This is a genomic window from Shouchella rhizosphaerae (assembly GCF_036700015.1).
Lineage (GTDB): Bacteria > Bacillota > Bacilli > Bacillales > Bacillaceae_D > Shouchella > Shouchella rhizosphaerae.
Window position 1 is genome coordinate 3,794,316 of the sequence record NZ_CP144921.1, and the last position, 26,571, is coordinate 3,820,886.

General features: G+C 46.3%; 28 protein-coding genes. 27 read left to right on the forward strand and 1 reads right to left on the reverse strand.

Features of this window, described 5'->3' with window-relative positions:
- The first annotated feature begins 4 nt into the window (after nucleotides 1-4).
- The 27 genes from V5G21_RS18895 (at nucleotide 5) to V5G21_RS19025 (ending at nucleotide 25,524) form a co-directional block, all read left to right on the forward strand.
- Nucleotides 5-892: a UbiA-like polyprenyltransferase gene (locus V5G21_RS18895; RefSeq protein WP_011246730.1), complete on the forward strand. Its 888-nt coding sequence runs from the start codon at nucleotides 5-7 to the stop codon at nucleotides 890-892.
- Between the two features lie 11 nt (nucleotides 893-903).
- Complete coding sequence (locus tag V5G21_RS18900) at nucleotides 904-1,761, forward strand: menaquinone biosynthesis protein (RefSeq protein ID WP_011246731.1); 858 nt, start codon at nucleotides 904-906, stop codon at nucleotides 1,759-1,761.
- 25 nt (nucleotides 1,762-1,786) lie between these two features.
- Nucleotides 1,787-2,758, forward strand: a complete 972-nt coding sequence (hepT, locus tag V5G21_RS18905; RefSeq protein WP_011246732.1) for a heptaprenyl diphosphate synthase component II — start codon at nucleotides 1,787-1,789, stop codon at nucleotides 2,756-2,758.
- Between the two features lie 129 nt (nucleotides 2,759-2,887).
- Complete coding sequence (gene ndk, locus V5G21_RS18910; protein ID WP_011246733.1) at nucleotides 2,888-3,331, forward strand: nucleoside-diphosphate kinase; 444 nt, start codon at nucleotides 2,888-2,890, stop codon at nucleotides 3,329-3,331.
- 182 nt (nucleotides 3,332-3,513) lie between these two features.
- Nucleotides 3,514-4,302: a CheR family methyltransferase gene (locus V5G21_RS18915; RefSeq protein WP_249413776.1), complete on the forward strand. Its 789-nt coding sequence runs from the start codon at nucleotides 3,514-3,516 to the stop codon at nucleotides 4,300-4,302.
- An 88-nt stretch (nucleotides 4,303-4,390) separates the two neighbouring features.
- Entirely contained in the window at nucleotides 4,391-5,563 is a 1,173-nt protein-coding gene (aroC, locus tag V5G21_RS18920) for a chorismate synthase (protein WP_011246735.1), read from the forward strand.
- Between the two features lie 3 nt (nucleotides 5,564-5,566).
- The gene (gene aroB, locus V5G21_RS18925; protein ID WP_011246736.1) at nucleotides 5,567-6,643 is read left to right on the forward strand and encodes a 3-dehydroquinate synthase; all 1,077 of its coding nucleotides are present in this window, start codon (nucleotides 5,567-5,569) and stop codon (nucleotides 6,641-6,643) included.
- Nucleotides 6,640-7,005, forward strand: coding sequence for a chorismate mutase (gene aroH, locus V5G21_RS18930; RefSeq protein ID WP_011246737.1), 366 nt, complete (start codon nucleotides 6,640-6,642; stop codon nucleotides 7,003-7,005). Before aroB ends, aroH begins: the two co-directional genes overlap by 4 nt.
- Before the next feature lie 263 nt (nucleotides 7,006-7,268).
- A complete protein-coding gene (trpE, locus tag V5G21_RS18935) occupies nucleotides 7,269-8,765 on the forward strand; it encodes an anthranilate synthase component I (protein ID WP_011246738.1) in 1,497 nt (498 codons plus the stop codon).
- Complete coding sequence (gene trpD / locus V5G21_RS18940; RefSeq protein WP_011246739.1) at nucleotides 8,762-9,787, forward strand: anthranilate phosphoribosyltransferase; 1,026 nt, start codon at nucleotides 8,762-8,764, stop codon at nucleotides 9,785-9,787. The genes trpE and trpD overlap by 4 nt, the downstream gene beginning before the upstream one ends.
- On the forward strand, nucleotides 9,780-10,547 hold the full coding sequence (gene trpC, locus V5G21_RS18945; RefSeq protein WP_011246740.1) for an indole-3-glycerol phosphate synthase TrpC: 768 nt from the start codon (nucleotides 9,780-9,782) through the stop codon (nucleotides 10,545-10,547). The genes trpD and trpC overlap by 8 nt, the downstream gene beginning before the upstream one ends.
- Nucleotides 10,544-11,197 carry a phosphoribosylanthranilate isomerase gene (locus V5G21_RS18950; RefSeq protein ID WP_011246741.1) on the forward strand — a complete coding sequence of 218 codons (654 nt, stop codon included), beginning with the start codon at nucleotides 10,544-10,546 and terminating at the stop codon, nucleotides 11,195-11,197. The genes trpC and V5G21_RS18950 overlap by 4 nt, the downstream gene beginning before the upstream one ends.
- The gene (trpB, locus tag V5G21_RS18955; RefSeq protein ID WP_011246742.1) at nucleotides 11,175-12,374 is read left to right on the forward strand and encodes a tryptophan synthase subunit beta; all 1,200 of its coding nucleotides are present in this window, start codon (nucleotides 11,175-11,177) and stop codon (nucleotides 12,372-12,374) included. The genes V5G21_RS18950 and trpB overlap by 23 nt, the downstream gene beginning before the upstream one ends.
- Nucleotides 12,367-13,176, forward strand: a complete 810-nt coding sequence (gene trpA / locus V5G21_RS18960; RefSeq protein ID WP_011246743.1) for a tryptophan synthase subunit alpha — start codon at nucleotides 12,367-12,369, stop codon at nucleotides 13,174-13,176. The genes trpB and trpA overlap by 8 nt, the downstream gene beginning before the upstream one ends.
- Before the next feature lie 68 nt (nucleotides 13,177-13,244).
- Nucleotides 13,245-14,354 carry a histidinol-phosphate transaminase gene (gene hisC, locus V5G21_RS18965; RefSeq protein WP_011246744.1) on the forward strand — a complete coding sequence of 370 codons (1,110 nt, stop codon included), beginning with the start codon at nucleotides 13,245-13,247 and terminating at the stop codon, nucleotides 14,352-14,354.
- A gap of 24 nt (nucleotides 14,355-14,378) precedes the next feature.
- A complete protein-coding gene (locus tag V5G21_RS18970; RefSeq protein WP_011246745.1) occupies nucleotides 14,379-15,476 on the forward strand; it encodes a prephenate dehydrogenase in 1,098 nt (365 codons plus the stop codon).
- A gap of 11 nt (nucleotides 15,477-15,487) precedes the next feature.
- Nucleotides 15,488-16,780: a 3-phosphoshikimate 1-carboxyvinyltransferase gene (gene aroA, locus V5G21_RS18975; protein ID WP_011246746.1), complete on the forward strand. Its 1,293-nt coding sequence runs from the start codon at nucleotides 15,488-15,490 to the stop codon at nucleotides 16,778-16,780.
- Between the two features lie 406 nt (nucleotides 16,781-17,186).
- Nucleotides 17,187-18,446 (forward strand): tetratricopeptide repeat protein, encoded by a 1,260-nt coding sequence (locus tag V5G21_RS18980; protein ID WP_035204267.1) that lies wholly within the window; start codon nucleotides 17,187-17,189, stop codon nucleotides 18,444-18,446.
- 128 nt (nucleotides 18,447-18,574) lie between these two features.
- A complete protein-coding gene (locus tag V5G21_RS18985; RefSeq protein WP_011246748.1) occupies nucleotides 18,575-19,120 on the forward strand; it encodes a ReoY family proteolytic degradation factor in 546 nt (181 codons plus the stop codon).
- Nucleotides 19,121-19,182: 62 nt separating this feature from the next.
- Nucleotides 19,183-19,650: a YpiF family protein gene (locus V5G21_RS18990; RefSeq protein ID WP_011246749.1), complete on the forward strand. Its 468-nt coding sequence runs from the start codon at nucleotides 19,183-19,185 to the stop codon at nucleotides 19,648-19,650.
- Between the two features lie 131 nt (nucleotides 19,651-19,781).
- On the forward strand, nucleotides 19,782-20,273 hold the full coding sequence (locus V5G21_RS18995) for a ubiquinol-cytochrome c reductase iron-sulfur subunit (protein ID WP_011246750.1): 492 nt from the start codon (nucleotides 19,782-19,784) through the stop codon (nucleotides 20,271-20,273).
- A gap of 14 nt (nucleotides 20,274-20,287) precedes the next feature.
- Nucleotides 20,288-20,959: a menaquinol-cytochrome c reductase cytochrome b subunit gene (gene qcrB, locus V5G21_RS19000; protein ID WP_011246751.1), complete on the forward strand. Its 672-nt coding sequence runs from the start codon at nucleotides 20,288-20,290 to the stop codon at nucleotides 20,957-20,959.
- 39 nt (nucleotides 20,960-20,998) lie between these two features.
- On the forward strand, nucleotides 20,999-21,775 hold the full coding sequence (locus V5G21_RS19005) for a menaquinol-cytochrome c reductase cytochrome b/c subunit (RefSeq protein ID WP_011246752.1): 777 nt from the start codon (nucleotides 20,999-21,001) through the stop codon (nucleotides 21,773-21,775).
- A gap of 59 nt (nucleotides 21,776-21,834) precedes the next feature.
- Nucleotides 21,835-22,437: a DUF1405 domain-containing protein gene (locus V5G21_RS19010; protein WP_011246753.1), complete on the forward strand. Its 603-nt coding sequence runs from the start codon at nucleotides 21,835-21,837 to the stop codon at nucleotides 22,435-22,437.
- A 55-nt stretch (nucleotides 22,438-22,492) separates the two neighbouring features.
- The gene (ypjB, locus tag V5G21_RS19015; protein ID WP_011246754.1) at nucleotides 22,493-23,266 is read left to right on the forward strand and encodes a sporulation protein YpjB; all 774 of its coding nucleotides are present in this window, start codon (nucleotides 22,493-22,495) and stop codon (nucleotides 23,264-23,266) included.
- A gap of 117 nt (nucleotides 23,267-23,383) precedes the next feature.
- A complete protein-coding gene (locus V5G21_RS19020) occupies nucleotides 23,384-24,082 on the forward strand; it encodes a zinc metallopeptidase (RefSeq protein WP_011246755.1) in 699 nt (232 codons plus the stop codon).
- Nucleotides 24,083-24,303: 221 nt separating this feature from the next.
- Nucleotides 24,304-25,524 carry a Bcr/CflA family efflux MFS transporter gene (locus V5G21_RS19025; protein ID WP_011246756.1) on the forward strand — a complete coding sequence of 407 codons (1,221 nt, stop codon included), beginning with the start codon at nucleotides 24,304-24,306 and terminating at the stop codon, nucleotides 25,522-25,524.
- Between the two features lie 99 nt (nucleotides 25,525-25,623).
- Here the strand turns inward: V5G21_RS19025 and V5G21_RS19030 are convergent, their stop codons facing one another.
- Entirely contained in the window at nucleotides 25,624-26,496 is an 873-nt protein-coding gene (locus tag V5G21_RS19030) for a YitT family protein (RefSeq protein ID WP_011246757.1), read from the reverse strand.
- Nucleotides 26,497-26,571 lie beyond the last annotated feature (75 nt).

Here is a 26,571-nt window from a genome sequence, read left to right on the forward strand (position 1 = left end):
AGTAATGGCTACTGCATCTTTAAATAAAACGAAAATCTTTTTGCGAATGATTAAATTTGAACATACAATTTTTGCATTGCCGTTTGCATTCCTAGCAATGTTGCTTGGCAGTTTAATTGCCTACGGCCAGTTTCCTTCGTTGCTTCAGTGGCTTTGGGTGACATTGGCGATGGTCGGAGCAAGGAGTGCCGCGATGTCGCTTAACCGCGTCATAGACGCTAAGTTTGACCGTGAAAACCCTAGAACGGCTAACAGGGAGATACCAGCAGGGCTGTTATCGAAGGCGGATGTCTGGATTTTTATTGTCGCTTCTTTTGCACTATTGTTTTTGGCTGCTTCGCAGTTGAATATTCTTTCCGTCTATTTGTTGCCAATTGCTGTATTCTTTCTTGTGTTTTATTCCTATACCAAACGTTTTACGTGGGCATGCCACTTAATTTTAGGGATAACGATCGGGATTGCGCCTTTAGGCGGATGGGTTGCTGTAACTGGCCAGTTGCCATTGGCTAGCTTTTGTTTGTTTTTGGCTGTCATGTTTTGGCTTGCTGGTTTTGACACCGTGTATGCAACACAGGATGCTGAATACGATCAAACACACGGGCTCCATTCGATTCCAAGCCGTTTTGGCATCAAAAAAGCGTTATGGATCGCCCGTTGTTTTCATGTCGTCAGTTTTGCGTTTTTTGTTGGTCTCTACTTTTTAACGCCTTTGACATGGATTTACTTGGTGGGCGTCGCCCTTTCAGGAATGATTATGGTTTACCAGCATTTAATTGTTTCTGAGAAAGATTTATCGAAAGTGCAATTGGCGTTTTTTCCGATGAATGGGACGCTTAGTGTCGTCATGTTTTTATTTGCTTTTGCCGATATGCTTGTCATCCGGTTTTATTAAAGGAGGTTCCTATGAGCTTACATGTTGGAGAAATTGCATATACCAACACATTGCCGTTTTTCTTCGAGCTGGACCGTAGCTCATTAGAGCAACACGGCATATGCATAACGCAAAATGTACCAGCGAATATCAACCATATGCTAGCCTCTGGCGAACTTCAAGCTGCCGCCATATCGTCTTTTTCCTACGGCAAAAATGAAAAAGACTATGTGGTGTTACCGGATCTTTGTGTTGCTTCGGCTGGCATGGTTCACTCTCTGCTCTTGTTTTCAAAAGTGCCGATTAATAAGCTTGAGGGCGAGTCGGTGGCTTTGACAACAAGCTCAGAGACAACGGTTCATTTGCTGAAAATCGTATTAAAGCGTTTTTATCAGGTAACACCTTGCTATAAACAAGAAAAGCCTGATTTGGCAAACATGCTTACATCCCATACAGCAGCCCTTTTAATAGGCGATGACGCCATTCGAGAGCGCCACGCTGATGCCCCTTATGTGTATGACCTTGGCCAGCTGTGGTATGAATGGACAGGCTTACCGATGACGTACGCGTTATTTGCAGTTAGGAAAGATGCGCTCGAAAGCAAAGTGGAAGAAATTAACATGCTACACCAATCCTTAAGAAAAAGTTATTTGCGAACAGCAGCGGATGGGTATAGGCAGATAAGCCGTTATTTAGAGCGTAAAGGAATGGCAAGCCTTTCTTTCTGGGACATGTACTTTGAGGCACTGCTTCATCAGCCAACAAGCAAAACGGAGCAAGGTTTGCTGTATTATTTTCAGCTTTGTTATGAAGAAGGCTTTCTTGAACGGGAAGTGCCTACATTGAGTAAGTGGAGGCCGACCACGTCTGTTATAAAATATAAGCAGTAACAGTTTCTGCACGAGGGTGGCGTTGATGAAGTTAGCAGATATTTATAAAGCATTTCAAGGAGATATAGAATTTATTGAAGCGGAATTGGAACGAACCCTTTCGGCTAAACACCCTGTTTTAAAAGAAGCATCAACGGGGTTGTTAAAAGCCGGTGGGAAACGAATCCGTCCTGTGCTCGTGCTTTTGGCCGGGAAGTTTGGCGATTATCAATTAGACAGATTAAAGCACATTGCCGTTACGCTTGAACTCATTCATATGGGTTCCCTTGTCCATGATGATGTCATTGATAATGCGCCGCTAAGGCGTGGGCGGGAAACAGTGATGTCTCGTTGGGATAACCGTGTAGCGATGTATACTGGCGACTACATTTTCGGGCACGCGATTGAAACGACAAAAGCCTTCAGCGATAAACGAGTCCATACGATTATTTCCGACGTCATGAACCAAATATGCCGAGGCGAAATTGAACAAATCCGAGACCAGTACAATTGGGATCAAGGTTTACGCATTTACTTGAGGAGGATTAAACGTAAAACGGCATTGTTGATTGCCGTTAGCTGCCAGCTGGGTGCCATCGTTTCAGGCGCGACAGATGAACTCCAAAAAAACCTTTATTACTTTGCTTATTTTCTTGGGATGTCTTATCAAATTATGGACGACATACTCGATTTTGTAGGCACCAATGAACAGCTAGGCAAGCCAGCCGGGGGCGATTTACGCCAAGGCAATGTCACGTTGCCTGCGCTGTATGCGATTGAGCACACGCCTGGATTTAAACAACGGCTAGAGAAGTCATTAACGAAAGAGTCTTCTTTAGAAATGGACATGGAGCCGCTATTAAATGAAGTCCGCACATCAGGCGGGATTGAATATGCACAGGCAATGAGTGATCGCTATTTGCACAAGGCAAACACGCTTTTAATGGGATTTCCCGACATTGATGCCAAAAGGCATTTAATTGAAGTGGCCAGTTACATAGGACGGAGAAAATACTAAGCCAGCGGCAAGCTGGCTTTTTTGTTTGTAAAAAAGCCCCTCTATTCTAAGAAATCTTATTGTTAGCGTTTTCCTAATTTGCTATACTTGAAACGTTCGGTGTAAACATTCATAAAGCGAGGTTAGACAATGGAACGTACATACGTAATGGTTAAGCCTGATGGCGTACAACGTAATTTGATTGGAAACATTGTATCGCGGTTTGAACAAAAAGGGTACACGCTTGCTGCAGCTAAGCTGGTCACTTTAAGCAAAGAAACGGCGGAAACGCATTATAGCGAACATCGGGAACGCCCGTTTTTTGGCGAGCTTGTTAGCTTTATTACTTCCGGACCTGTGTTTGCGATGGTTTGGGAAGGAGAAGGAGTTATTAAAGCAGCTAGACAACTCATTGGCGCCACCAATCCTAGCGAGGCTGCTCCAGGGACGATACGCGGCGACTTAGCAGTCAACGTTGGCATGAATGTCGTACACGGATCTGATTCCCCAGAATCAGCTGAGCGTGAAATCGCTATTTTCTTTAAAGAAGAAGAGCTAAACGATTATCAAAAAGACAGCAATAAATGGGTTTAAAACAAAGCCAGTTGGGTTCTGCTCAACTGGCTTTTTTATGTAAAACGAACGCGTTTTAAAAAGAAGTCTGCTTGACTGTGTCGAGCTACCGTTAAACATGGTACACTCATTTTAAGAGTAAAGCATTAACATGGAAAGGAAGAACGTTATTTGGCAGACGTATCTGCCAGAAAAACGGCAACATGATGAGAATAGATGAAGATTATGAACAATTCGTTTCTGTTTTTTTCAAACTGAGTGGCATTCATTTGCAAGCATATAAAGAGACGCAGATGAAACGGAGGCTCACTGCACTTCGCGATAAACGGCATTTTTCAAGCTTTTCAAGCTATGCGGACGCGATGGCCAATGATCCTTTGCTGCTTACAGAATGCGTAGATCGTGTCACAATCAATGTGTCTTCGTTTTTCCGCAATCGTACTCGTTGGGAGACATTACGTACAGAGATTTTGCCACGACTAGCGACGAAAAAAAGTGGATTGAACATCTGGAGCAGCGCCTGTTCGACTGGAGAAGAACCATATTCATTGGCGATGCTCATCAAAGAAGCAAATATTCCTTTACAAAATAAAACGATTCTTGCGACCGATATCGACTCGGCCATACTAGAAAAGGCACGCTTAGGCCGTTTCCGCCAGGATGCATTTAAAGAAATGAATAGCCAGTTCCAACATGCTTATTTTCGTAAGCAAGGGGACGATTTTGCCATCATAGAAGATGTGAAAAAGCTTGTGAATTTTAAGCGCCTTAACTTACTTGCTGACGAGTACCCGACACGCTGCGATTTGATTATTTGCCGCAATGTGCTTATTTACTTTACAGAGGAGGCAAAGCAAACGATTTTCAAAAAATTTAGTGAGTCTTTGGTTCGTGGCGGAGTTCTGTTTGTCGGCAGTACGGAACAAATTTTTGATCCCCAACAATATGGTCTACAAGCAATAAAGCCGTTTTTTTATGAAAAAGTAACATGAATGTACAGACAATTGCTCCAATACATGCTATAATTTAACGCATAAAAGCGATAAAGTATTGCCGGCAAGATAGGAAAGGGTGTTAACATTGAGATTTTTAACAGCAGGAGAGTCACATGGACCACAACTGACTGCGATTATTGAAGGCGTGCCAGCGCAATTGCCGCTTTTGGCAGAAGATATTGACCGTGAATTGGCTAGGCGCCAAGGCGGTTACGGCCGTGGTCGCCGTATGCAAATTGAAAAAGACCGCGTTCAAATAGTAAGCGGCGTACGCCATGGCATGACGACTGGTGCCCCTATCACATTTGTTGTCGAAAATAAAGACTGGAAAAATTGGACAAAAATAATGGGCGCTGAACCGATAAGTGAGGAAGAAGCGGAAAAAATGAGACGGAAGTTAACACGTCCCCGTCCAGGTCATGCTGATTTAAATGGTGCAATCAAGTACGGGCACCGCGATATGCGCAATGTTTTAGAGCGTTCATCAGCGCGGGAAACGACTGTCCGTGTTGCCTGTGGAGCATTGGCAAAGGTCATCCTTAAAGCTTGTGGCATTGAAGTTGCCGGACATGTCCGCGAAATTGGCGGCATTCGGGCTGAGGAAACAAACTATGCCACGATCCAAGAATTGCAAAAGCGCTCAGAAGAGTCACCTGTACGCTGTTTAGACGAGGATGCAAGCAAAAAGATGATGGCAGCCATTGACAAGGCAAAACAAGATGGTGATTCGATTGGCGGCATAGTTGAAGTCGTTGTTGCTGGCGTGCCTATTGGCCTCGGCAGCCATGTCCATTATGACCGCAAATTGGATGGCAAAATCGCTGGCGCAGTCATGAGCATCAACGCGTTTAAAGGTGTAGAGATTGGCATTGGCTTTGAGGCAGCGCGGCTTCCAGGCAGCCAAGTTCATGATGAGATTACTTGGAGCGAAGAGGAAGGCTATAAGCGGAAGACGAATCGCCTTGGCGGTTTTGAAGGCGGGATGACCAACGGTATGCCGATTGTCGTAAAAGGTGTGATGAAGCCAATCCCAACGTTGTATAAGCCGCTGCAAAGCGTAGATATTGATTCGAAAGAACCATTTGCCGCAGGTGTTGAACGTTCCGATAGCTGTGCCGTTCCCGCTGCATCGGTTGTCTGCGAAAATGTGGTAGCGTGGGAAGTTGCCAATGCCTTGCTTGATACATTTGGTTCTGACCAGCTTCCTCTGATCCAGGCAGCTGTCGAACGTCACCATGCCGCTTCAAAGGAGTTTTAAACGATGTTTGTAGACATTCACACCTCTTCAAAACAATACAAGGCTGAAGTGGGGTCAGGAATTTTGCGGGAGGCAGGCAAAACGATTGAAGCGCTTGCCCCGGCTTCTTCCTATTTGATCGTTTCAGATGAAAATGTCGCAAACCGTTATCTTGATGTGTTGGTTTCTTCTTTTTCAAAGGAGCCTCATACGTTTGTCGTGAAAGCGGGGGAACAATCAAAGTCTTTTCATGTGTATGAGCAGCTTGCCGCTTTTTGTTTGGAAAAACAGCTTGACCGCCAGTCGGTTATCATCGCTTTTGGAGGCGGCGTTGTTGGCGATTTGGCCGGGTTTGTAGCGGGGACCTATATGCGTGGCGTTCGCTTTATTCAAGTTCCAACTACTTTGCTTGCCCATGATTCAAGCGTTGGCGGAAAAGTAGCAGTCAATTTGCCTGCCGCTAAAAATATGATTGGCGTTTTTCATCAGCCTGAAGCTGTCTTGTTCGACACAGAATTGTTGGCAACTTTGCCGGAACACGAATGGCGTTCTGGTTTTGCAGAAATCGTTAAACTTGGTTTTATAGCCGACGCTTCTTTTTTAGCTTGGCTGCGTGAAACAGTGCCTGCACTAACAAGTATAAAAGCAGATAATTTGCAAAAAATGGTGGCCAAGGCGATTGCCATCAAAGCCGACATTGTTGGCAAAGATGAAAAAGAGCATGGCATCCGCGCCCATTTGAACTTTGGTCATACACTCGCTCATGCGATTGAAGCAGAACTAGGGTATGGAAAGATAACCCATGGCGAAGCGGTGGCAATCGGCATGCGTTTTGCTTTTCGTCTTAGCCTCCGTTTTACAAAAGAGGATTTGCGGCTTGCCGATTATGAAGAGTGGTTTTCTGCCCTCGGTTATGACCTTCGTTTGCCAGCAGGGCTTTCAGCACAACGGTTGCTTGCCCGTATGAAAAGCGACAAAAAAACGAATGCAGGAAAGATTGTCATGGTGTTGCTCGCTCAGCTTGGAGCCGCCTATACAAAAACAGTCGATGAACATTTGCTTTTAGAGTTGTTAGAAGAAGAACTGGGAGGAAGATCATGATTCGTGGCGTCCGAGGTGCAACAACCGTAACAAAAAATGAGGCGCAAGAAATTGAACAGGCTACAGAAACACTCGTGCGGGAAATGGTCAGTCAAAATGCGTTGCAGCCCGAGCAAATCGCCCAAGTGATTGTGACGGCTACAAACGATATTGATGCTACATTTCCGGCGAAGGCGGTCCGGCATTTACAAGGATGGCAATACGTTCCTGTAATGTGCGCTCAAGAAATTCCGGTAAAAGGAAGCTTGCCCCTTTGTATCCGTGTAATGATGACAGTGAATACATCTTTAAAGCAAGAGGAGATCAAGCATGTTTTTTTAGAAGGGGCAATTGTGTTGCGCCCTGATTTATTAAAAAAATAGGCGCTTAGGGCGTTGACGGGAAACGGGGATTTGCGTTACACTACTGGGCAAGAGGAAATAGCAAGATAGTTGAGTTTGAGTATAATAAGAGACTAGTTGAGAATGAGTTGAGCGGAGCGGAGAAGAGTAGAGAAGAGTCAAGAATGGCAAGCATGGTTGCATAAACATGCTTTTATATGTTTTTTTCCATACCTTCACCAGAGGCGAATCCCCTTTTTTCGCCACCCCCGCTCTTCATTTTCACATCACAAGGAGTGAGTGAGATGAAGAAAACCCCTTTTGCATCTTTTCAGCAAGCCTACAACCGTTACGGTACATGCTTTTATAGCGAAACGGTATTTGCCGATGGCTTGACCCCTATTCAAATGTTTCAAGCATTGCAAGAAGAAGCGACCTATTTGCTCGAGAGCAATGACGTGCAGTCGGAATGGTCCAATTACTCCTTTATTGGGTTGAGCCCAATTTATGAGTGTGTAGAAGAGAACGGTTCATATAAAACCATTCACTTGCAGACTGGTAACGTAGTTGCCAGTGCGGTAAATTTCGAAGCGTGTTATCAGAAAACCGTTTCACATATCGACCCGCAACCGAGCGAAATGGAGATTCCTTTCCAAGGAGGCGCCGTTGGCTACGTCAGCTATGACGCGGTCGAAGAAATAGAGCCTGTCATCAAGCGGAGCGATCAACGCAGCTGCCCGTATTATCATTTCATTTTTTGTGAACAGTTGTTAAGCTTTCATGAGCAAACAAAGCAATTGACGCTGATTCAATTAGTCAAAAGTGGCTTGCAGCCAGCAGAACAAGCTTTTGCTGAAGCGCAAGCGAAAATTCGTACACTAATCGGTAAATTGGAAAGTGCGAAAGCGCCTGTTTTGCCACATATGGTCACGAAAAAGCAGCTGCCGATCGAGGTTCGCTCCAACTATTCGAAACAAGGCTTTATAAACGATGTAAACCGGATTAAAGCTTATATTCAGGCAGGGGACATTTTCCAAGCTGTTTTGTCACAACGTCTAGAAATGACCGTTTCTGTTGGCGGGCTCGATTTGTACCGTGTGTTGCGCTATGTTAACCCTTCGCCGTATTTGTACTATATTAAAATTGGAAAAAAAGAAATCATTGGAAGTTCGCCAGAAAAGCTTGTCCAAGTACGCGGTGACCATGTCGAAATACATCCAATTGCAGGCACGCGCAAGCGTGGGCAAACGGCGGCCGAAGACGAAGCATTAGCCCGCGAGTTGCTAGCCGACGACAAAGAACGGGCGGAGCACCATATGCTTGTTGACTTGGCGCGCAATGATGTTGGCAAGGTTTCAGTTTATGGAAGCGTAGAAGTTCCATCCTTGTTGGAAATCGGGAAATTTTCCCATGTGATGCATCTCGTCTCCAAAGTAACAGGCAAATTGAAGCCTGAAGCAACGCCTTATGACGCGTTAAAAGCGGCATTTCCTGCTGGGACTCTTTCTGGTGCACCGAAAATTCGCGCCATGCAAATTTTAAATGAGCTAGAACCGACTAGACGGGGCATCTACGGAGGCGCCATTTGCTATATGGATTTCAACGGCAATATCGATTCTTGCATTGCGATTCGTACGATTGTTCTGGAAGGCAATTGCGCCACCATCCAAGCAGGAGCAGGCATTGTCGCAGATTCAGACCCGGAAAAAGAATACGAAGAAACATTAAACAAAGCAAAGGCACTTATTCATGCGATTGAACAGACAGAAGCATTGTTTGCAAAGGCGGTGCGTTTGTCATGATGAAGCACGTGCTGAACAAATGTTTAATGGGCGAATCCTTGTCTGTACAAGAAGCAGAGCAAGTGATGGAACAAATCATGTCAGGGCGCGCAACCGCCAGCCAAGTGGCGAGCCTCATTACGATGATGCGCGTTCGCGGCGAGACTGCGGAGGAAATTCTCGGCTTTGCCAAAGGGATGCGCGCTTATGCGCGCAAATTCCCTGCTGTCATTGAGGGGACGATTGATACGTGCGGCACAGGAGGAGATGGACTTGGAACGTTTAACATCTCGACTGCGTCAGCGCTCGTTTTGGCGTCGCTCGGTGTCCCTGTCGCCAAACACGGCAATCGCTCTGTCTCTTCCAAAAGCGGCAGTGCTGATGTGTTGGAAGAGCTCGGCATCAACATTCAAGCTTCCGTTGAAGAAGCTTGCCAAATGCTTGAAACAACAAACTTGTGCTTTTTATTTGCGCCGCTGTACCACCAGTCAATGCGCCACGTCGCTGGCCCACGGAAAGAAATTGGCTTCCGTACCATTTTTAATTTGCTAGGCCCGCTTACGAACCCAGCCGGTGCCCGTTACCAGCTTCTCGGCGTTTACGATGAAGCGGCCGCTTTGAAAATGGGAGAAGCATTGCGCCAGCTTGGTAGCGAGCACAGCCTTTTAGTTACAGGCGCTGATGGCCTTGATGAATGTGCCATTCATGGCGACACACACGTAGTAGAAGTGAAAGATGGTAGGTGCGAAACGTATCGGTTCTCACCTGACGACGTAGGCTTGCCGCTTGGAAATCTTGCTGATATCCAAGTAGATACGCCCGCTGAAAGTGCTGCGTTAATCCGCGCGATTTTTTCAGGCGACGGGCCACAGGCAGCGAAAAACATTGTTGCTTTAAATGCTGGAGCAGCGTTGTACGCCTGTGGAAATGCCAGTCACATTGCTGAAGGCGTTCACTATGCCAGCAAAGCGATAGAGAGCAAACGAGTGTTTCGCTATTTGCAATCATTGCAACAACAGGGAAGGGGAATCAAGCATGCTTGAGAAAATTTTGGCGACAAAACGAGAGGAAATCAGCCAACTCCAGTTGCCTGAAAAGCAGTATTTTCCAAAAAAAAGCCTGAAAGCGTCCTTACAAAAAACATCTTTGCCACTAGGGCTAATTGCAGAAATTAAACAGGCCTCCCCGTCAAAAGGGGTTTTATGTGAGACGATTTCACCAACAGCGATTGCACGGGTTTATGAAGAAGGCGGAGCAAGCGCAATTAGCGTTTTGACAGACCGTACGTATTTTCAAGGGGACACTGCTTATGTGGCTGAAGTGAAAAAGACCGTGTCTTTGCCGGTATTGCGGAAGGATTTTATTCTGTCGCCCCTTCAAGTAGAGGAAACAGCGTGCATTGGCGCAGACGCCATGTTGTTAATAGCCGGTGCAATGGAAGCGAAGCAGCTCCACGAACTATATGAATTAGCGTATAGCAAAGGGTTGGAGTGTTTAGTTGAAGTCCATAGCGAAGAAGAGCTAGAGTCGCTTCTTGCTGTTTTTACCCCAGAAGTGATAGGCATCAATAATCGCAATTTAAAAACGTTCCAAACGTCGGTTTCCCAAACCGAGCAGATTGCAAAAATGGTGCCGAAAGAAGCGTTGCTTGTGTCCGAGAGTGGCATCCATACACCTGATGACATTGCGCGTGTGAAGAAAGCTGGAGCGAACGCTGTGTTGATTGGCGAACAGTTGATGCGTAAAGACGATAAAAGGCAAGCGATCATCGACTTGTTTTCTGAAAGTGCGATAAACCAATGAAACTAAAATATTGTGGACTGCATCAGCAAGAGGATGTCGAAGTGGCAGCAGCTTCTCATTGTGATTACATGGGCTTCGTATTGGCAAACAGCAAGCGCAAAGTTGCCCTTCCGGACGTGGCGCAATGGTTGGCTACAACTGACATGAGCACGAAGCAAACGGTAGCACTTTTTGTGAATGAATCACTTGACACAATCGCACAAGTTGCCAGCAGCGACCTATTTGATGTGATCCAGTTACATGGCACCGAAACGCCTGCTTTTTTGCAGGCCGTCAAGGACCGCACACAAAAGCAGGTATGGAAAGCGATCCATCATTCAAGCAGCGCGCTCGGCATCATGCAGGCTTTTGCAGGCATTGCCGATGGCTATGTAATTGATTGTAAAAGTGCCAAAGGCTGGGGCGGAACAGGCGAATCATTCGACTGGAAACAGATACCTTCTTATAAGGAAGAAGGAGTTCGGCAAGGTACGCAAGTGCTTATTGCAGGCGGAATTACGCCTGAAAACGTCGTCGAGCTTGCCCGCTACCAAGTAGACGGACTGGATGTATCGAGCGGAATTGAAGAGAACGGAAAAAAAAGCGTCGCAAAAATAGCGCGCCTTGAACAAGAAGCGGGGGTCCATTATGCAAGAAACAATACCAGATAGCCGCGGCCGTTTTGGCGAGTTTGGCGGCAAATATGTTCCCGAAACATTAATGTCGGCAATTGAAGAGTTGGAAGCTGGGCTGGCAAAAGCGATGGTTGATCCCGCTTTTATAGGAGAGCTAAAAGCCGACTTGGCTGAATATGCAGGCAGGGAAACACCGCTGACGTTTGCGAAAAACATTAGCGCAAAATTAGGCGGAGCCAATATCTATTTAAAGCGGGAAGATTTGGTTCATACGGGGGCCCATAAATTGAATAATGCAATTGGCCAAGGGCTCCTTGCAAAACGAATGGGCAAAAACAAGCTTGTCGCCGAAACAGGGGCAGGCCAGCACGGCGTCGCCACGGCAACGGTTGCTAGCCGCCTTGGCATGGAATGCAAAGTGTTTATGGGCGTGGAAGACATGAAGCGGCAAGAGTTAAATGTATTTCGCATGGAATTACTTGGCGCCGAGGTTGTGCCGGCGGAGACGGGGAGCCGAACGCTAAAAGACGCTACCAATGAAGCGATTCGCTATTGGGTCTCCCACGCAGATGATACGTTTTATCTAATCGGCTCCGTAGTCGGCCCGCATCCTTATCCGAAAATGGTCCGCAATTTCCAGCGCGTGATCGGCGATGAAGCCAAACAGCAGATGGCAGAAAAGACAGGGCGACTGCCTGATACAATTGTTGCTTGTGTTGGCGGTGGCAGCAACGCAATCGGTATGTTTTACCCGTTTCTCGACGATGAAGTGGAGCTTGTCGGCGTCGAAGCGGCAGGACGGGGGCTTGATACAGCCGAACATGCTGCCACGATCAGCAAAGGTTCGAAAGGAATTATCCACGGCTCGCTTACGTACTTGCTTCAAGATGAATCTGGGCAAATTAAGGAGCCTTATTCGATTTCCGCCGGACTGGATTACCCTGGCGTTGGCCCTGAGCATGCCTACTTGGCCGCCCAAAAGCGAGTTCGTTATGAAGCTGTAACCGATAAGGAGGCGCTCGATGCACTTGCGCTTCTAGCCAAAGAGGAAGGAATCATTCCCGCAATTGAATCGGCTCATGCGTTGGCTAAAGCTTTTCAAATGGCGAAAACGATGACGCCAAACCAATCTGTACTCGTATGTTTATCAGGCAGAGGCGATAAGGATATGCACACATTGCAACGGGTTTATAAGGAGGGGTACGATGAATAAGCGGCTTCGTGATGCTGTAAAAAAGGGCAACTTGTTTATTCCGTTCATTACCGCCGGAGACCCGGTGCGAGAAGCAACCATCGCCCTCGCACTCTCATTACAGAGAAGTGGGGCGGATGTGCTGGAGCTTGGCATTCCTTATTCTGACCCGTTGGCAGATGGACCGGTCATACAAAACGCCTCCAAACGTGCACTAGCAGGAGGAATGACACTGGCTAAGGCGATGGCGCTCGTCCCGGAAATGAGAAAAGAGGGGCTTACAATTCCTGTTATTGTCTTTACTTACGCCAACCCTTTGCTACAATTTGGGTTTGAACGTTTTTGTGAGACCGCATGCGACTACGGAATTGACGGCCTCCTCGTTCCCGATTTGCCGTTTGAAGAGAGCGAAACATTGGCTAATGAGTGTGAAAAACAAGGGCTTGCCCTTATATCACTTGTGGCGCCAACATCTCAGCAACGGATCAAAGCGATTGCCAGCCGCGCCCAAGGGTTCCTATACTGTGTGTCCTCGCTAGGCGTAACTGGCGCGAGAAAAACACTTCATCCACAAGTAGAAGCTTTTTTAAAGCTGGTAAAAGAAGCATCGCCTGTCCCGTTTGTAGTTGGATTTGGCATTTCCAGCTACGAACAAGTTGAGGAAATGGGGCGCCATGCTGACGGTGTTGTGATCGGGAGTGCGATTGTTGAGCAAATTGGCCTCAGATGCGAGGCGTTAAAACAGGCGGAATCACGAGATGAAGCAGTCAAAGAAATTGAGCAATATGTCAATTCTCTTCTTCATCCCGCTCCGACCTATTAAACAGTTGCTAGTACGCTTAATTTTGCGTAGGATAGCTAGTAAGACTAGGGAAAGCAGGTGCAGACACGATGTTAGCAAAAAAACAAATACAAGGGTTGCCGCCTTACGCCCCAGGCAAGCCGATTGAAGATGTAAAAAGGGAATACGGTTTAGAGACCGTCATAAAAATGGCATCGAATGAAAATCCGTATGGGGCGTCTCCTGCTGTCGCAAAGGCGATTGCCGATGGAGCATCAAAAACGTTTTTGTATCCGGATGGCTATGGCACAGCCTTGCGCAAAGCACTTGCTGCCAAACATAAAGTAGATGAAGGACAGCTTATATTAGGAAATGGCACTGATGAAGTTATTCAACTATTATGCAGAAGTTTTTTAACGCCTGAGACCAACACGGTTATGGCGACGCCCTCTTTTTCTCAGTACAAGTTAAATGCAACGATTGAAGGGGCAACGATAAAAGAAATAACCGTTAAAGAAGACGGCTCTCACGATTTAGATGCGATGCTTGCAGCGATTGACGACCAAACGCGAATTGTATGGGTCTGCAATCCGAACAATCCAAATGGGGTCGCACTCGGTGAAGCCGAGTTGAAAACGTTTTTAGACGCCGTGCCAACTACATGTTTGGTCGTTGTCGATGAAGCTTACTATGAATATGTAGAATTAGATGACTTCCCAAACAGCGTCGCGCTGTTAAATGCATATCCGCAACTAGTTGTGTTGCGGACGTTCTCAAAAGCATATGGACTTGCAGGCCTCCGCGTCGGCTACGGCATTAGTCAGCGTGAAATCGCTCGTCAAATTGAACCTGTGCGATTGCCCTTTAACAACAACATCCTTGCTCACACAGCCGCACTCGCAGCGCTGGAAGACGAAGCGTTTATTGCGGCGTGCAAGCAAAAAAACAGTGTCGAGAAGGCAAAATTGCGCGCTTTCTTTGAGGCCAGAGGGATGTTTGTGTTTCCGTCGGAAACAAACTTCTTGCTTGTGGAAACAGGGATTCCGGGAGATGTTGTCTTTCAAGCTTTTCTTGAAAATGGCTTTATTCTCCGTTCAGGTGAAGCGCTCGGTTACCCGACGGCAATCCGAATTTCCATAGGCAATGAGGCCGAAAATGATGCCTTTATAGAAAAAGCTCCTGAGATTTTGGACCAGCTCCGTGCAAGCTTAGGCGCATAAAAAGAGTAGGAGAATAGTATTGACATGAAGCGTACAGCATTTGTTGTCGGGATGGGGTTGATTGGCGGCTCCATCTCGCTTGCAATTAAGCGCGACCAAGACATCCATTTGGTTGGCTACGATATTTCAGCCGAACAGCTCCATATGGCTAAAGCACTTGGCGTAATTGATGAGGCTGCCTCAAGCCTAGAAGAAGGGGCACAAGCAGCTGATTTTATCATTTTAGCAGTGCCAGTAAGCAAAACGATTGAATTGATTGAGCAGCTTAGCACGATCCCGTTGAAACAAGGTGTCATCGTTACGGATGTCGGTTCAACAAAGCAAGATATTGCCGCGGCTGCTGATAACCATTTCGGTGACAACGTCTGCTTTATTGGCGGCCATCCGATGGCAGGGTCACATAAATCGGGCGTCGAGGCAGCAAAAGCCCATTTGTTTGAAAATGCGTTTTACTTGCTAGCACCTGGCAAGAATAGTGAGCCACGCCATATTATCGCCTTGCAAAATTTATTGAAAGGCACGAAAGCGCGTTTTTTGCAAATGGAACCACAACAGCATGACAAACTGGCAGGCACAGTGAGCCATTTCCCCCATATTATTGCAGCTAGCCTAGTCCATCAGCTCAAAAAGCTTGAAAAAACCGATCCAGAGGTAGCCCAATTAGCGGCAGGCGGTTTCAGGGATATTACGCGGATTGCCTCGGCGAGCCCGGTCATGTGGCGTGATGTGCTTTTGCATAATAAAGAAGAAATGCTGCGCCTATTTGCCGAATGGCAAATCGAGATGGATTCCGTAAAAGAAATGGTTGAACGCTGCGACGGCAAAGCCATTCATGCTTACTTCCAAGAAGCAAAAGCATTCCGTGAAGAGTTGCCACAGCGCGAAAAAGGAGCGATACCGGCTTTTTATGATTTGTTCGTCGATGTTCCTGACCATCCAGGCGTTATCTCCGATGTGACAAGGATACTTGCTAATAAAGAAATTAGCATTACCAATATTCGAATATTAGAGACGCGGGAAGACATTATGGGCGTTTTGCGCCTTAGTTTCCGTTCAGAAGACGATCGAGTATATGCCCAGGAAGAACTGAAACGGCATATGTATGAAACTTACACGATATAAGGAGAAGAAGTATGGACGAGACGATAAAGCTGCTAAACAAAGCAGAATCGGGTTTGTCAGGGACAATTGTCGTACCTGGCGATAAATCGATTTCACACCGCGCTGTCATGTTTGGCGCTATGGCGAATGGTACTACAAACGTCAGCGGATTTCTTCCTGGCGATGATTGTTTAAGCACGATTGCCTGTTTCCGGCAAATGGGTGTAGCGATTGAACAAGAAGGCGACAAAGTCACGGTTGAAGGCAAAGGGTTAGATGGGCTGAAGGAGCCAAATGGTGTGCTAGATGTCGGCAATTCCGGTACAACAATCCGTTTGCTATTGGGCGTCCTCTCTGGTCGGCCTTTTCATTCGGTCGTTGTCGGTGACGATTCGATTGGCAAACGCCCGATGGCACGGGTGACGGCGCCACTTCGGCAAATGGGCGCGCAAATCGACGGACGGGAAACGGGAAATAAAACACCGTTATCGATCCGTGGTGGGCAAACGAAAGCAATCGAGTATACGATGCCTGTAGCAAGCGCACAAGTCAAATCAGCGCTTCTGTTAGCGGGATTGCAAGCAGAAGGGGAAACATCTGTTACAGAGCCGCAAACAACAAGAGACCATACAGAGCGAATGCTCCATGCTTTTGGCGTGAAAGTGACGACAGCGGGCAAGACCATTTCCATTCAAGGCGGCCAGTCCCTTCAAGCAGCTGACGTCGTTGTTCCAGGGGATATTTCATCGGCGGCGTTTTTTCTTGTCGCAGGCTGTATCGTTCCAGGGAGTCGCGTCCACTTAAAGAATGTAGGCTTAAATCCAACGCGTGCCGGCATTCTTGAAGTCTTAAAGCGGAGTGGAGCAAAGCTGTCGATTGACGAGCAAGTGACGACAGGTGGTGAACCACGGGGAGATATGACGATATCAACAAGCGAGCTCTCACCGTTTGTCATTGAAGGAGAGGAAGTGCCTACGCTAATTGATGAAATACCGGTGTTAGCAGTGCTTGCTACGCAAATTTCAGGCACCACTATTATCCGTGATGCTGAAGAGCTAAAAGTGAAAGAAACGAACCGCATTGATACGGTTGTAGGCGAATTGGCTAAGCTTGGGGCTGACATTGAAGCGACCGATGACGGCATGATTATCCGTGGCGGCAAGCCGCTTACAGGCGGAAAAGTGGATTCCCATGGCGACCACCGTATTGGCATGGCGCTTGTCATTGCCTCTTTATGCGCAAATGGGCCGGTAGAATTAGCAAACATAGGTGCCATTTCTGTATCGTATCCTCAGTTTTTTGAGCATTTACAGTCGCTACAGTAGAAGAGCGTCCAAGCGAATCGAAATCGATTGTAGCAGAGGCGTGTAGGCATGGAGAACGAGGACAGGAGCAAATGGTTCCGTCTGCGTGAACAGTTGTAAATCAAATCAACGGGCAGTGTCCACCTTTGAAAGCAAGCCATGTGCTTGCTTTTTTGCCCAAAAAAAGAATCCATCTGCAAACGAAAGCGTTTACAAATGGATTTAGCCATAATAGCTAAGAATGTATGGATAGGAGTGGAGAGAAACCATACGCTAATTAGAGAATAAACGAAAACGCTTCCATTGTCAACAGGTTTTGCCATAAAAGATTTTTTTAAAAACGATGGGCAAACAGAATGGTTGAAAGGGCGCAATTGCTTACTATAAAATAAAGGCAAGAAGCATGCAAAAGGAGCATGATGTTTTTGTGGACATAAAAAAGAAAATTTATGCGTCAATTGAATCTGGGAATGTAGAAGAAGCACTCCGTTTGCTAAATGCGTTTGCGGATACAACGAACCATGACCAGCTCTACCAAGCAGCAGAGCTTTATTATGAGCTAGGGCATGTCGATAAAGCACGGCCGCTCATTGAACAATTGCTCGAATTATACCCTGATGAAGGGGAGTTGTACGTTTTGGCAGCAGAAATGATGATTGACGCCGACCAAGAAGACGAAGCGATTGAGTATTTATTAGAGATCGGCGAAAACGATCCAAGTTTTTTACAAGCACAATTGCTGCTTGCTGATTTATACCAGTTGCAGTCTCTTGATGAAGCAGCCGAGCAAAGACTGCTCGCGGCCCATAAAAAAGCGCCTAATGAGGTCATCATTACGTATGCACTCGGTGAATTTTATCTTGAACAAGGTTCATATAATAAAGCTATCCCGTATTTAAAACAGGCATTGCATGCAAAAGAGGAACTCGGTGACATAAATGTCGGTTTGGCGCTTGCCGAAGCTTATGGGGCTAATGGCCAGTTTGAAGACGCGCTCTTGCTATACCACCAGCAAAAACAGAATGAACTGCCGCCGAATGCATTGTTTAATTTTGGTTTCACCGCTTTTCAGCAAGGTGATTACACGGTGGCGATTGAACAGCTTGAGGCTGTAAAAACACTCGATCCTGATTTCACAAGTGTCTATGTGCCGCTTGCACGCGCTTATGAAGCGGAAAAGCGTTATGAGGAAGCATTTGAAACATTGGCCGCGGGCATGCGTATGGATGAATTTAATGATGCGCTGCCATTGCTTGCCGGGAAACTGCTGTATAAACAACAGGATTTTGTCGGTGCTGAACAATACTTGCGCCAGGCAATTGCTTTAAATCCAACAAATACAGAGGCGTTGCAAACATTAGCAGCGTTTTTGCGGGAACAAGAACGATTTGACGAGCTGCTGGAGCTTGTCGAACATGCGAAGTCCTACGGGGAAACAGATGCGCTGCTCGTTTGGTACGAAGCACTCGCTCATAAAGAGCTGGAGTATTATGAAACGGCACGGGAAAAATACAAAGAGGCCTATATTGCTTTTCATGAAGATGCAGATTTTCTAAGCGAGTATGGTCACTTTCTCTTGGAAGAGGGAGAGCGAAACAAGGCAGTAGAACTTTTTCAAAAAGCGCTGCAACAAAGCCCTGAGCGGAGTGATTTGTCAGAACTCCTCGATGAATTGCAAGCAGAGTAGCATGTTACAGCGTGATTTGTAGAAAACGAATTGTGGCTAGAAAAAGGATTCAGGCAATGGCAAGGCGAATTTACAGGTATGCAGGAGCTAGGAAAGTTTCCAACGAATTCAGAAAGGGGGAGTGAGCAATGAGCAATATGGTTCCAGTCATGGACAAAAAAGCATTTTTGCGCAGCTTTCTCAAACGCCATCAACTGAAAAGGCGAGAATGTGCTTGGCTTTTGAACTACTTGATGAATGATGATACGCTAATGGAACGAGTTCACTTTTTAAACCATTCTGAAGGCACGCCAAAAGCTTTGGTTATTTCTGCTCAAGGAATTGAACAAATCCCATTTTCTTTCCGCAAAAAGCATCATGTTACAACGGATTGCGAAAAAGCGTTCCACGACATTCGCTTAAACCAAACAGAAGACATATATATTGAGCTCCACTTCCAAGAGCGCTTAACGTGCCCGCAATACTTAGCGGTGCTCGAAGACAATCCGTACTTGCCAGAAACGCAAGAAAGGGCTCAGGCATTTGAGCGAAAAGCAGAAGCGCTTTTACAGGAGTCGGTTCGCTTGTTCCAACTCAAAAAGCTGTCTGAAGCGATTGACGAGGCGCTTGACAATGGCGATAAGGAGACGTTCATGGAATTGAGCGAACAGTTAAATCGCTTAAGAAAATCTTGAAAACAGGGCCAACTGGCTCTGTTTTTTTGCTATACTATAGAAGGACAAAAGGAGAGGATGATATGCGGTTTCGTGCAGCAGACATTGATACATATTTAAAAGCGGCTGACTATGTAGACACAGCTCTTATTCCGCTAATGAAAACAACGTGGGATACTGAGGTGAAAACAGTGACGCAAGCGGTTGAGTTTACTGCGCAGCTAGCAGATGAAATGGAACGGCAATTTCACGGGCGGATCATGCAATTTCCTGCTTTCACTTATGCCCAATCAGAACCGTTGTCAAGCCGCATTGACAGGCTGTTAGGATGGGCAGCCGATTTAAAAGCAGCCTCATTTTCTCACATTTGTTTGCTGACAGCTGACGGGGAATGGAAAACGGCTGAAAACGAGCTTGACGAAATGGCACTGTTTTTTGTGCCAGCGCTTCCCCTCGAATTTGTTGAAGCGAAGCACCGTAAAGAAGTGATGGACGGGCAGTTAAAACAGCTGATCCCCTTTTTATCGCAGCTTTGGCAACAAAAAGTCTGAAAGCGCTCTTCTAACTTATATTGCGCAATGTAGGCGGTTTATAGTATGATGGTATCGTCCTAGTATTAGTCTTGTTAAGAATGCTCAGAATAAAAGGAGCACAATTATGAACGTTGTTAGGAGGGAAAATAGTGAGCGAGAGAGACCACAAAGTATCAAGACGGCAATTTTTATCGTACACGCTCACTGGCGTCGGCGGTTTCATGGCTGCTGGCATGTTAATGCCGATGATTCGCTTTGCCCTTGATCCTGCCTTAAAAGCAGGTGCGGAGTCGGATATGCAGCTCGTTTGTGAACTGGATGATTTGACAGATGTGCCGCAGCGGTTTACGTGGAGCTTCACGCAAGTTGACTCATGGTACGAGTCACAAGTAGAGCACGAAGCTTACATCTATTTGGACGGCGATAAAGTTGTCGCTCTATCTTCAGTATGCACGCATCTTGGTTGCACAGTTGCGTACAATGAGGATGCGAGCGAGTTCCAATGCCCATGCCATGGGGGGCGTTTTGAAGAAGACGGTACGAATATCGCCGGAACGCCACCAACGCGACCACTTGATGTTTTTGAAGTCGTGGTGGAAGGCAATCAAGTTTATCTTGGACAGGTGAGTCAAAGAACTTAGGAGGGGCGCGAGAAATGCTTCAAAAAATTTATGATTATGTGGACGAGCGTCTCGACATAACGCCAATGTGGCGGGATATCGCTGACCATGAAGTGCCAGAGCACGTCAACCCAGCTCATCACTTTTCGGCGTTTATTTATTGTTTTGGCGGTTTGACGTTTTTTGTAACCGTTATTCAAATTTTGTCGGGAATGTTCCTTACCATGTACTACGTACCGGACATTGTGAATGCCCATGCATCTGTTTACTTTTTGCAAAACGATGTAGCAATGGGTGTCATAGTCCGCGGCATGCACCATTGGGGCGCCAGCCTTGTTATTGTCATGATGTTTTTACATACGTTGCGCGTGTTCTTTACCGGCTCGTACAAAAAGCCACGTGAATTAAACTGGGTTGTAGGAGTATTGATTTTCTTTGTGATGCTTGGCCTTGGCTTAACAGGCTATTTGTTGCCTTGGGATATGAAAGCATACTTTGCAACTGTCGTCACACTTCAAATTGCTGAAAGCGTACCGATCATCGGCGACTTTACAAAAGCGTTGCTTGCCGGAGGCGAAATTGTCGGTGCTGCGACGTTGACGCGCTTTTTTGCTATCCATGTCTTCTTCTTGCCAGCAGCATTGCTTGGTTTGCTTGGGGCGCATTTTATCATGATTCGCCGTCAAGGCATTTCTGGCCCGCTATAATTGTTAGCTAATATGTGATTATACTAAGGGGGGAAACCCATGCATCGAGGAAAAGGAATGAAGTTTGTCGGCGATTCCCGTGTTAAAGCGGATGGCCGAAAACCAAACATTCCAAAAGACTACTCGGAATACCCTGGAAAAACGGAAGCTTTTTGGCCAAACTTCCTATTGCGGGAATGGATGGTAGGGGCAGTCTTTTTAATGGGCTTTTTATGTTTAACTGTGGCCCATCCTGCGCCGCTTGAAGCAATTGCTGATCCATTGGAAGCCTACATTCCGCTTCCAGACTGGTATTTCCTGTTTTTATATCAATTGCTTAAATATGAGTTTGCTTCTGGCGACTTTAATGTACTAGGTACGGTGGTTATTCCAGGCGTTGCATTCGGCGCTTTGCTGCTTGCTCCGTGGTTGGATACATCAAAAGAACGTCGGCCACACCGTCGCCCGATTGCTACCTCTATTATGCTTCTTGGTGTTGCATCCGTTGTTTACTTGACATGGGAGTCAGTGGACCAGCATGACTGGGAAGCTGCTGCCCAGCAAGGGAAGCTAGTAGAAGGAGCCGAAATTGATGAGGAAGCAGAAGGGTTTGAAATTTATTCAAGCCAAGATTCGTGCATCCAATGTCATGGCGACCAAATGACAGGCGGTGCGGGAGCGCCGAACTTGCTTGAAACAGAAAAAACACCTGAAGAAGTCATTGAAATCATTCAAAATGGGCAAGGAGCGATGCCTGCCGACCAGTTCACGGGTTCTGAAGAAGAACTGCAAATTTTGGCAGAGTTCATCGCAAACCATGGTCAAGATCCTGAATGATTGTGTTATACTAAGAGCTGCCCAAATGGGCGGCTTTTTTCATGAAAGGAAGGGCTGGCATGCTAGCTTATTTGTATGGGCTTTTAACGAAACGCATCAGCTTATGGTTGCTGCTAATCATTAATGTGTTAGGCACGATCTATGGGTTTTACTGGTATGGCGACCAGCTTGCGGCCACTCCGCTGCATTTTATCTGGTTTGTGCCTGACAGTCCGACGGCAAGTTTGTTTTTTGTGTTTGTGTTGATTGGCTTTTTGAGCCGTAAGCAATCTGGCTTAATCGAAGCGCTTGCTGCCGTAACGTTACTTAAATACGGCGTGTGGGCAGTTGTCATGAATACGTTTCAAGTGATGGAAGGCGCCCCGCTTCATTGGCAAATTATTATGCTGAATGTCTCCCATGCAGGCATGGCTTTACAGGCACTTTTATTCATGCCATACTTCCGCATCAAAAAAGGACATTTGGCTGCAGCGTTATTATGGACCGTCTTCAACGACTTTATCGATTACCATTTTCATATGCACCCGTGGCTAAGTGCTCGAATTATGCCTTATATTGACGGCATTGGTTGGTTTACATTCTTGTTGGGACTTGTCTGTGTAGCGACCGTCTACTTCCTAAATGTGCGCCAGCGCGCGCTTCGTATTAATTTGCCACGCTAAGGTCTACTCTTGTCCTTTTGTTCATAGGATGTTTAGAACAGAGGAGGGACAAGAAATGCGTCATTGGATGATGCTCGTTTTGCTTGTTTGTATCGTAGTGATGCTGCCTATGCCTGGCTCTGCTAATGATGCCCAAGCGTGGAAAGAATTGAATCATACGGCCAATCAAGTGCTGAAGCTAACGAAAGAACAGCGTTATGAAGATGGAAAACGGCTAATGAGTGTGTTTGCTGATTTTTTCCTTTCTTATGATTTTGAAGACCAGGAATGGACAATGTCTTCGTTACGCACACTAACGACAACGTTTGAAAATGCTGAAGATGCATTAACGGCTACAAATATGCCTGATGATGAACGTATTCGCCTCGTCACAGCGTTTCGCCTTGCGATTGACGCGTTTGCCAAAAACAGCGAACCCCTTTGGAAAAGCACGGAAGCGCAAGTGATGGCGTCACTAGACGATCTAGAGGAAGCGGCTGTGTCAAAAGATGCCCAAGCTCTGAAACGCCAAATAAATGCATTTCATTCCCTATACGGCATGATTCGTCCGTCTATCCACATAAGCACAACTGAACAAACCGTCGTACGTTTTGACTCGTATTTTGCTTTATTAGAAAACCAATCCGTATCCCCTGAGCAACTGGAAGATCATATTGAAACGATGCGTGGCGCTTTTAAAGAACTTTATGATGGTAGTGGCGAGGATGGGATAGACCCATCGCTTTTATGGGCGATTCTGTCTATCGGTGGACCGCTTGTTGCGTCCTTATCTTATGTTGGTTATCGGAAATACCGGGCTGAGAAACGGCGAGTAAAAGCAAAAGAATAAAATGTGTCAAAACTGTGACGGTCGTTCAAAAAAGAGCTTGCAACCATAGCGGGAAGTTTGACTTTCTTTGACGTTTTGATTACGATAATAGTATTAAGATAAAGTGAGGTGATTTCAATGAGTCTCGGTGTTTATTTGTTTTATTTAGCGTTTCTCATTCTAATCCCGCTTCTGGCTCAAGGAAAAGTAAAACGGGCGTATAAAAAATATTCGCGCATCCGTAACAGCGCAGGAATGACAGGTGCAGAAGTAGCCCGGAAAATTCTTCATGACAACGGCATTTATGATGTTGAAGTCGAAGAGGTAAAAGGGGAGTTATCTGACCACTACGATCCACGTGCCAAAGTTGTACGGTTGTCAACAGACAATTACCGCAACGCTTCAGTTGCCGGGGCGGCCATTGCTGCTCATGAAGTAGGACACGCGATCCAAGATGCAGAAAACTACTCATTCTTGAAATTTCGCAGCGCTTTGGCACCGGTTGCTTCCATCGGCAGCAATTTAGGCCAATGGCTGATTTTGGCCGGTTTGCTCTTCGGCGTCGGTGCTCAAGTCGGCGGAAACCCTGTTTTGCTAATGGGTATTATCTTTTTTGCCACCGCTGTGTTATTTCAAGTGGTTACGTTGCCAGTTGAGTTTAACGCTTCCAACAGAGCAATGGAGCAAATGGTGGCAAGTGGGATTATTGTAAACAACGAAGAGCGGGAAACAAAGAAAGTCCTTGATGCCGCTGCTTTAACTTACGTGGCAGCAGCGCTTGTCGCTTTGCTCGAACTAGCACGATTCATTATGATTTACTTGGCACAACGCGACTAATGGTCGGAACAAATCGGCTTAGTCTGAAACCAGCTCATTCACTTGGGCTGGTTTTTTCGTGTTAACTTAATTTGGGAGCAGGCATGCCCCGAAAAAGCGCTTTAACAGTGAGCTAATGCACAAATGTCAACAGACCATGCTCGTTTTTTGGGGCAAAGCCCTTTACAAACATGGTTTCCCTAAAGTAGACTGAGTTTGTTTATCAGAAATGGGGAGACAGAATGAAACAGAATCCAACAGGAATGGAGAGGTTGGCGCTTGCGTTTTTGCTTGGAATGCTAGCTGTCCTTGGGCCGCTCAATATTGATATGTATTTGCCGAGCTTTTTGCAAATTAGCGAAGATCTGCATGCGCCCGCTTCGCTTGTACAACTAAGTTTAACAACGTGCTTAATCGGTTTAGCGATCGGGCAACTTGTCGTCGGCCCGATCAGCGACGCAAAGGGAAGGAAACGGCCATTGCTCATTTCAATTACGTTATTTGCCGCTGCTTCGCTTTTATGTGCGTTTGCTCCAAATATTGGCGTTTTGATTGCTGGCCGCTTTTTACAAGGATTTACGGCAGCAGCTGGGATTGTCGTGTCTCGTGCGGTTGTCCGTGATGTTTTTACAGGCCAAGCATTAACAAAATTCTTTGCGTTGCTTATGGTGATCAATGCCGTGGCGCCGATGTTAGCACCAATGGCGGGCGGGGCGATTTTGCTGTTGCCAGGGGCGCGCTGGGGGTGGATTTTCTTGTTTTTGTCTTTGCTCGGGGTCTTAATCGTTCTCGTTGCAGGAATAAAGCTAGAAGAATCGCTTCCACCAAGCAAGCGAGTGCCAAGCTCTTTGTCGCATATCCTATGGACATTCAAAGATTTGCTTAAAGACCGTTCTTTTATCGGCTATGCACTTACACTCGGGCTCGCTCATGGCGGCAGTTTTGCCTATGTGGCGGGCACTCCGTTTGTTTATCAAGGCATTTACGGTGTAAACGAACAAGTTTATAGTGTGTTATTTGGCATCAATGGTCTAGCGATCATCACCGGTACATTCGTGGTTGGCCGTTTAGCCGGCATAGTTCATGAACGAACGTTGTTGAAAACAGGGGTGATGGTTGCGAGCTCAGCTACAGCTATTCTTGTCTGCATGGCGGCCATTCAAGGGCCATTATGGACAATTGTCGTTTCCATTTTTATTTACATGACGTCAATGGGAATGATCACAACCTCTTCCTTTACGTTAGGAATTGCCAAACAAAGCCATCGTGCCGGCAGTGCTAGCGCGATGCTCGGCATGTTGCCCTTATTCCTTGGAGCGATGGTTGCACCGCTTGTCGGCATCGATGAATCAACAGCAGTGCCGATGGCAGCGATTATGTTTGCCACAAGCGTGTTGGCCCTTAGTACATGCCTTGGTTTGACGAAAAAAGAGAGCAGTCCTAGCCAAGTCGAAAAACGGTAACGGTCCAAAGCAAAATAGCGCTAAATGAAGAAGGGGAATGGCCCTGGAAAAGAAAGAAAAGCAACAGAGAAGCGACAGGCTCTGTTGCTTTTTTACTGCTTAGCCAATTCGAATCGGTTGCTTGTTGTCATCGAGTGTAAACCCTTCACCGGCCGCTTCGGAAACATCGTGGATGGTCATGAACGCATGGGGGTCAATGCGATGCACAATATTGCGCAACCTCACCGTTTCATTGCGGGCGACGACGCAATATAAAATTTCTTTTTCGTCGCCAGTAAATGTGCCTTTTCCTTGTAGCGTCGTTGCGCCTCGGCCCATTTCACGTAAAATCGCTTCTGAGATCTCCGTAATCGACTCGGAGATGACAAAGGCAGCTTTCGCATTGTAGGATCCTTGTTGGATAAAGTCAATGACTTTGGCGGCAATAAACACATAGACTATCGTGTACATCGCTTCACGCAAATCAAGATAGACGAGAGAGATAGCAATGACACACGAATCAAATACAAAAAAGGTCCGCCCGATGCTCCAGCCAAAATAGCGCAAGCATAGTTTCGCAATGATGTCTGCGCCGCCGGTTGTGCCACCAAAACGGAAGACAAGCCCAAGCCCTGTACCGACGATGGCCCCGGCGAACAATGCGGCCAGCATTAAGTCATTGCCAAGGAAAATATGTAAGTTGATACGCTGGAACAAATCAAGGAATAGCGATAAACTGAATGTGCCTACGAGTGTATAGTAAAAAGGAATCCGGCCTAACATCCGCCAGCCTATAAAAAACAACGGAATGTTAATTACGATGTTGGTGATTGCCGGGTTGATCGTAAATAAAAAGAAAAAAAGCAATGTAATGCCTGTAACGCCGCCGTCTGCCAATTGGTGTTCCATATTAAAGTAAACGAGGCCAAACGACATAAGCGCTGTGCCGAGCAAAATGAAAAAAATGTTTTTAACGTGCCGGTTGACTGCCAAGCAATCGCCTCCTTTTCGCGTCCATCCTTAGTTTACTCAACTTCACGGAAAAAAGAAATATCACGTCATTATTTT

Bases quoted from the DNA above. Each gene is read 5' to 3' on its own strand.
- aroH (WP_011246737.1), top strand. From the start codon at position 6,640: ATGATTCGTGGCGTCCGAGGTGCAACAACCGTAACAAAAAATGAGGCG.
- trpE (WP_011246738.1), top strand. From the start codon at position 7,269: ATGAAGAAAACCCCTTTTGCATCTTTTCAGCAAGCCTACAACCGTTAC.
- aroA (WP_011246746.1), top strand. From the start codon at position 15,488: ATGGACGAGACGATAAAGCTGCTAAACAAAGCAGAATCGGGTTTGTCA.
- aroB (WP_011246736.1), top strand. From the start codon at position 5,567: ATGTTTGTAGACATTCACACCTCTTCAAAACAATACAAGGCTGAAGTG.
- V5G21_RS18950 (WP_011246741.1), top strand. From the start codon at position 10,544: ATGAAACTAAAATATTGTGGACTGCATCAGCAAGAGGATGTCGAAGTG.
- V5G21_RS18970 (WP_011246745.1), top strand. From the start codon at position 14,379: ATGAAGCGTACAGCATTTGTTGTCGGGATGGGGTTGATTGGCGGCTCC.
- ypjB (WP_011246754.1), top strand. From the start codon at position 22,493: ATGCGTCATTGGATGATGCTCGTTTTGCTTGTTTGTATCGTAGTGATG.
- V5G21_RS19025 (WP_011246756.1), top strand. From the start codon at position 24,304: ATGAAACAGAATCCAACAGGAATGGAGAGGTTGGCGCTTGCGTTTTTG.
- trpC (WP_011246740.1), top strand. From the start codon at position 9,780: ATGCTTGAGAAAATTTTGGCGACAAAACGAGAGGAAATCAGCCAACTC.
- ndk (WP_011246733.1), top strand. From the start codon at position 2,888: ATGGAACGTACATACGTAATGGTTAAGCCTGATGGCGTACAACGTAAT.
- trpB (WP_011246742.1), top strand. From the start codon at position 11,175: ATGCAAGAAACAATACCAGATAGCCGCGGCCGTTTTGGCGAGTTTGGC.
- V5G21_RS18900 (WP_011246731.1), top strand. From the start codon at position 904: ATGAGCTTACATGTTGGAGAAATTGCATATACCAACACATTGCCGTTT.
- V5G21_RS18915 (WP_249413776.1), top strand. From the start codon at position 3,514: ATGATGAGAATAGATGAAGATTATGAACAATTCGTTTCTGTTTTTTTC.
- hepT (WP_011246732.1), top strand. From the start codon at position 1,787: ATGAAGTTAGCAGATATTTATAAAGCATTTCAAGGAGATATAGAATTT.
- trpA (WP_011246743.1), top strand. From the start codon at position 12,367: ATGAATAAGCGGCTTCGTGATGCTGTAAAAAAGGGCAACTTGTTTATT.
- trpD (WP_011246739.1), top strand. From the start codon at position 8,762: ATGATGAAGCACGTGCTGAACAAATGTTTAATGGGCGAATCCTTGTCT.
- V5G21_RS18990 (WP_011246749.1), top strand. From the start codon at position 19,183: ATGCGGTTTCGTGCAGCAGACATTGATACATATTTAAAAGCGGCTGAC.
- hisC (WP_011246744.1), top strand. From the start codon at position 13,245: ATGTTAGCAAAAAAACAAATACAAGGGTTGCCGCCTTACGCCCCAGGC.
- V5G21_RS19020 (WP_011246755.1), top strand. From the start codon at position 23,384: ATGAGTCTCGGTGTTTATTTGTTTTATTTAGCGTTTCTCATTCTAATC.
- V5G21_RS19005 (WP_011246752.1), top strand. From the start codon at position 20,999: ATGCATCGAGGAAAAGGAATGAAGTTTGTCGGCGATTCCCGTGTTAAA.
- V5G21_RS18895 (WP_011246730.1), top strand. From the start codon at position 5: ATGGCTACTGCATCTTTAAATAAAACGAAAATCTTTTTGCGAATGATT.
- V5G21_RS18985 (WP_011246748.1), top strand. From the start codon at position 18,575: ATGAGCAATATGGTTCCAGTCATGGACAAAAAAGCATTTTTGCGCAGC.
- V5G21_RS19010 (WP_011246753.1), top strand. From the start codon at position 21,835: ATGCTAGCTTATTTGTATGGGCTTTTAACGAAACGCATCAGCTTATGG.
- qcrB (WP_011246751.1), top strand. From the start codon at position 20,288: ATGCTTCAAAAAATTTATGATTATGTGGACGAGCGTCTCGACATAACG.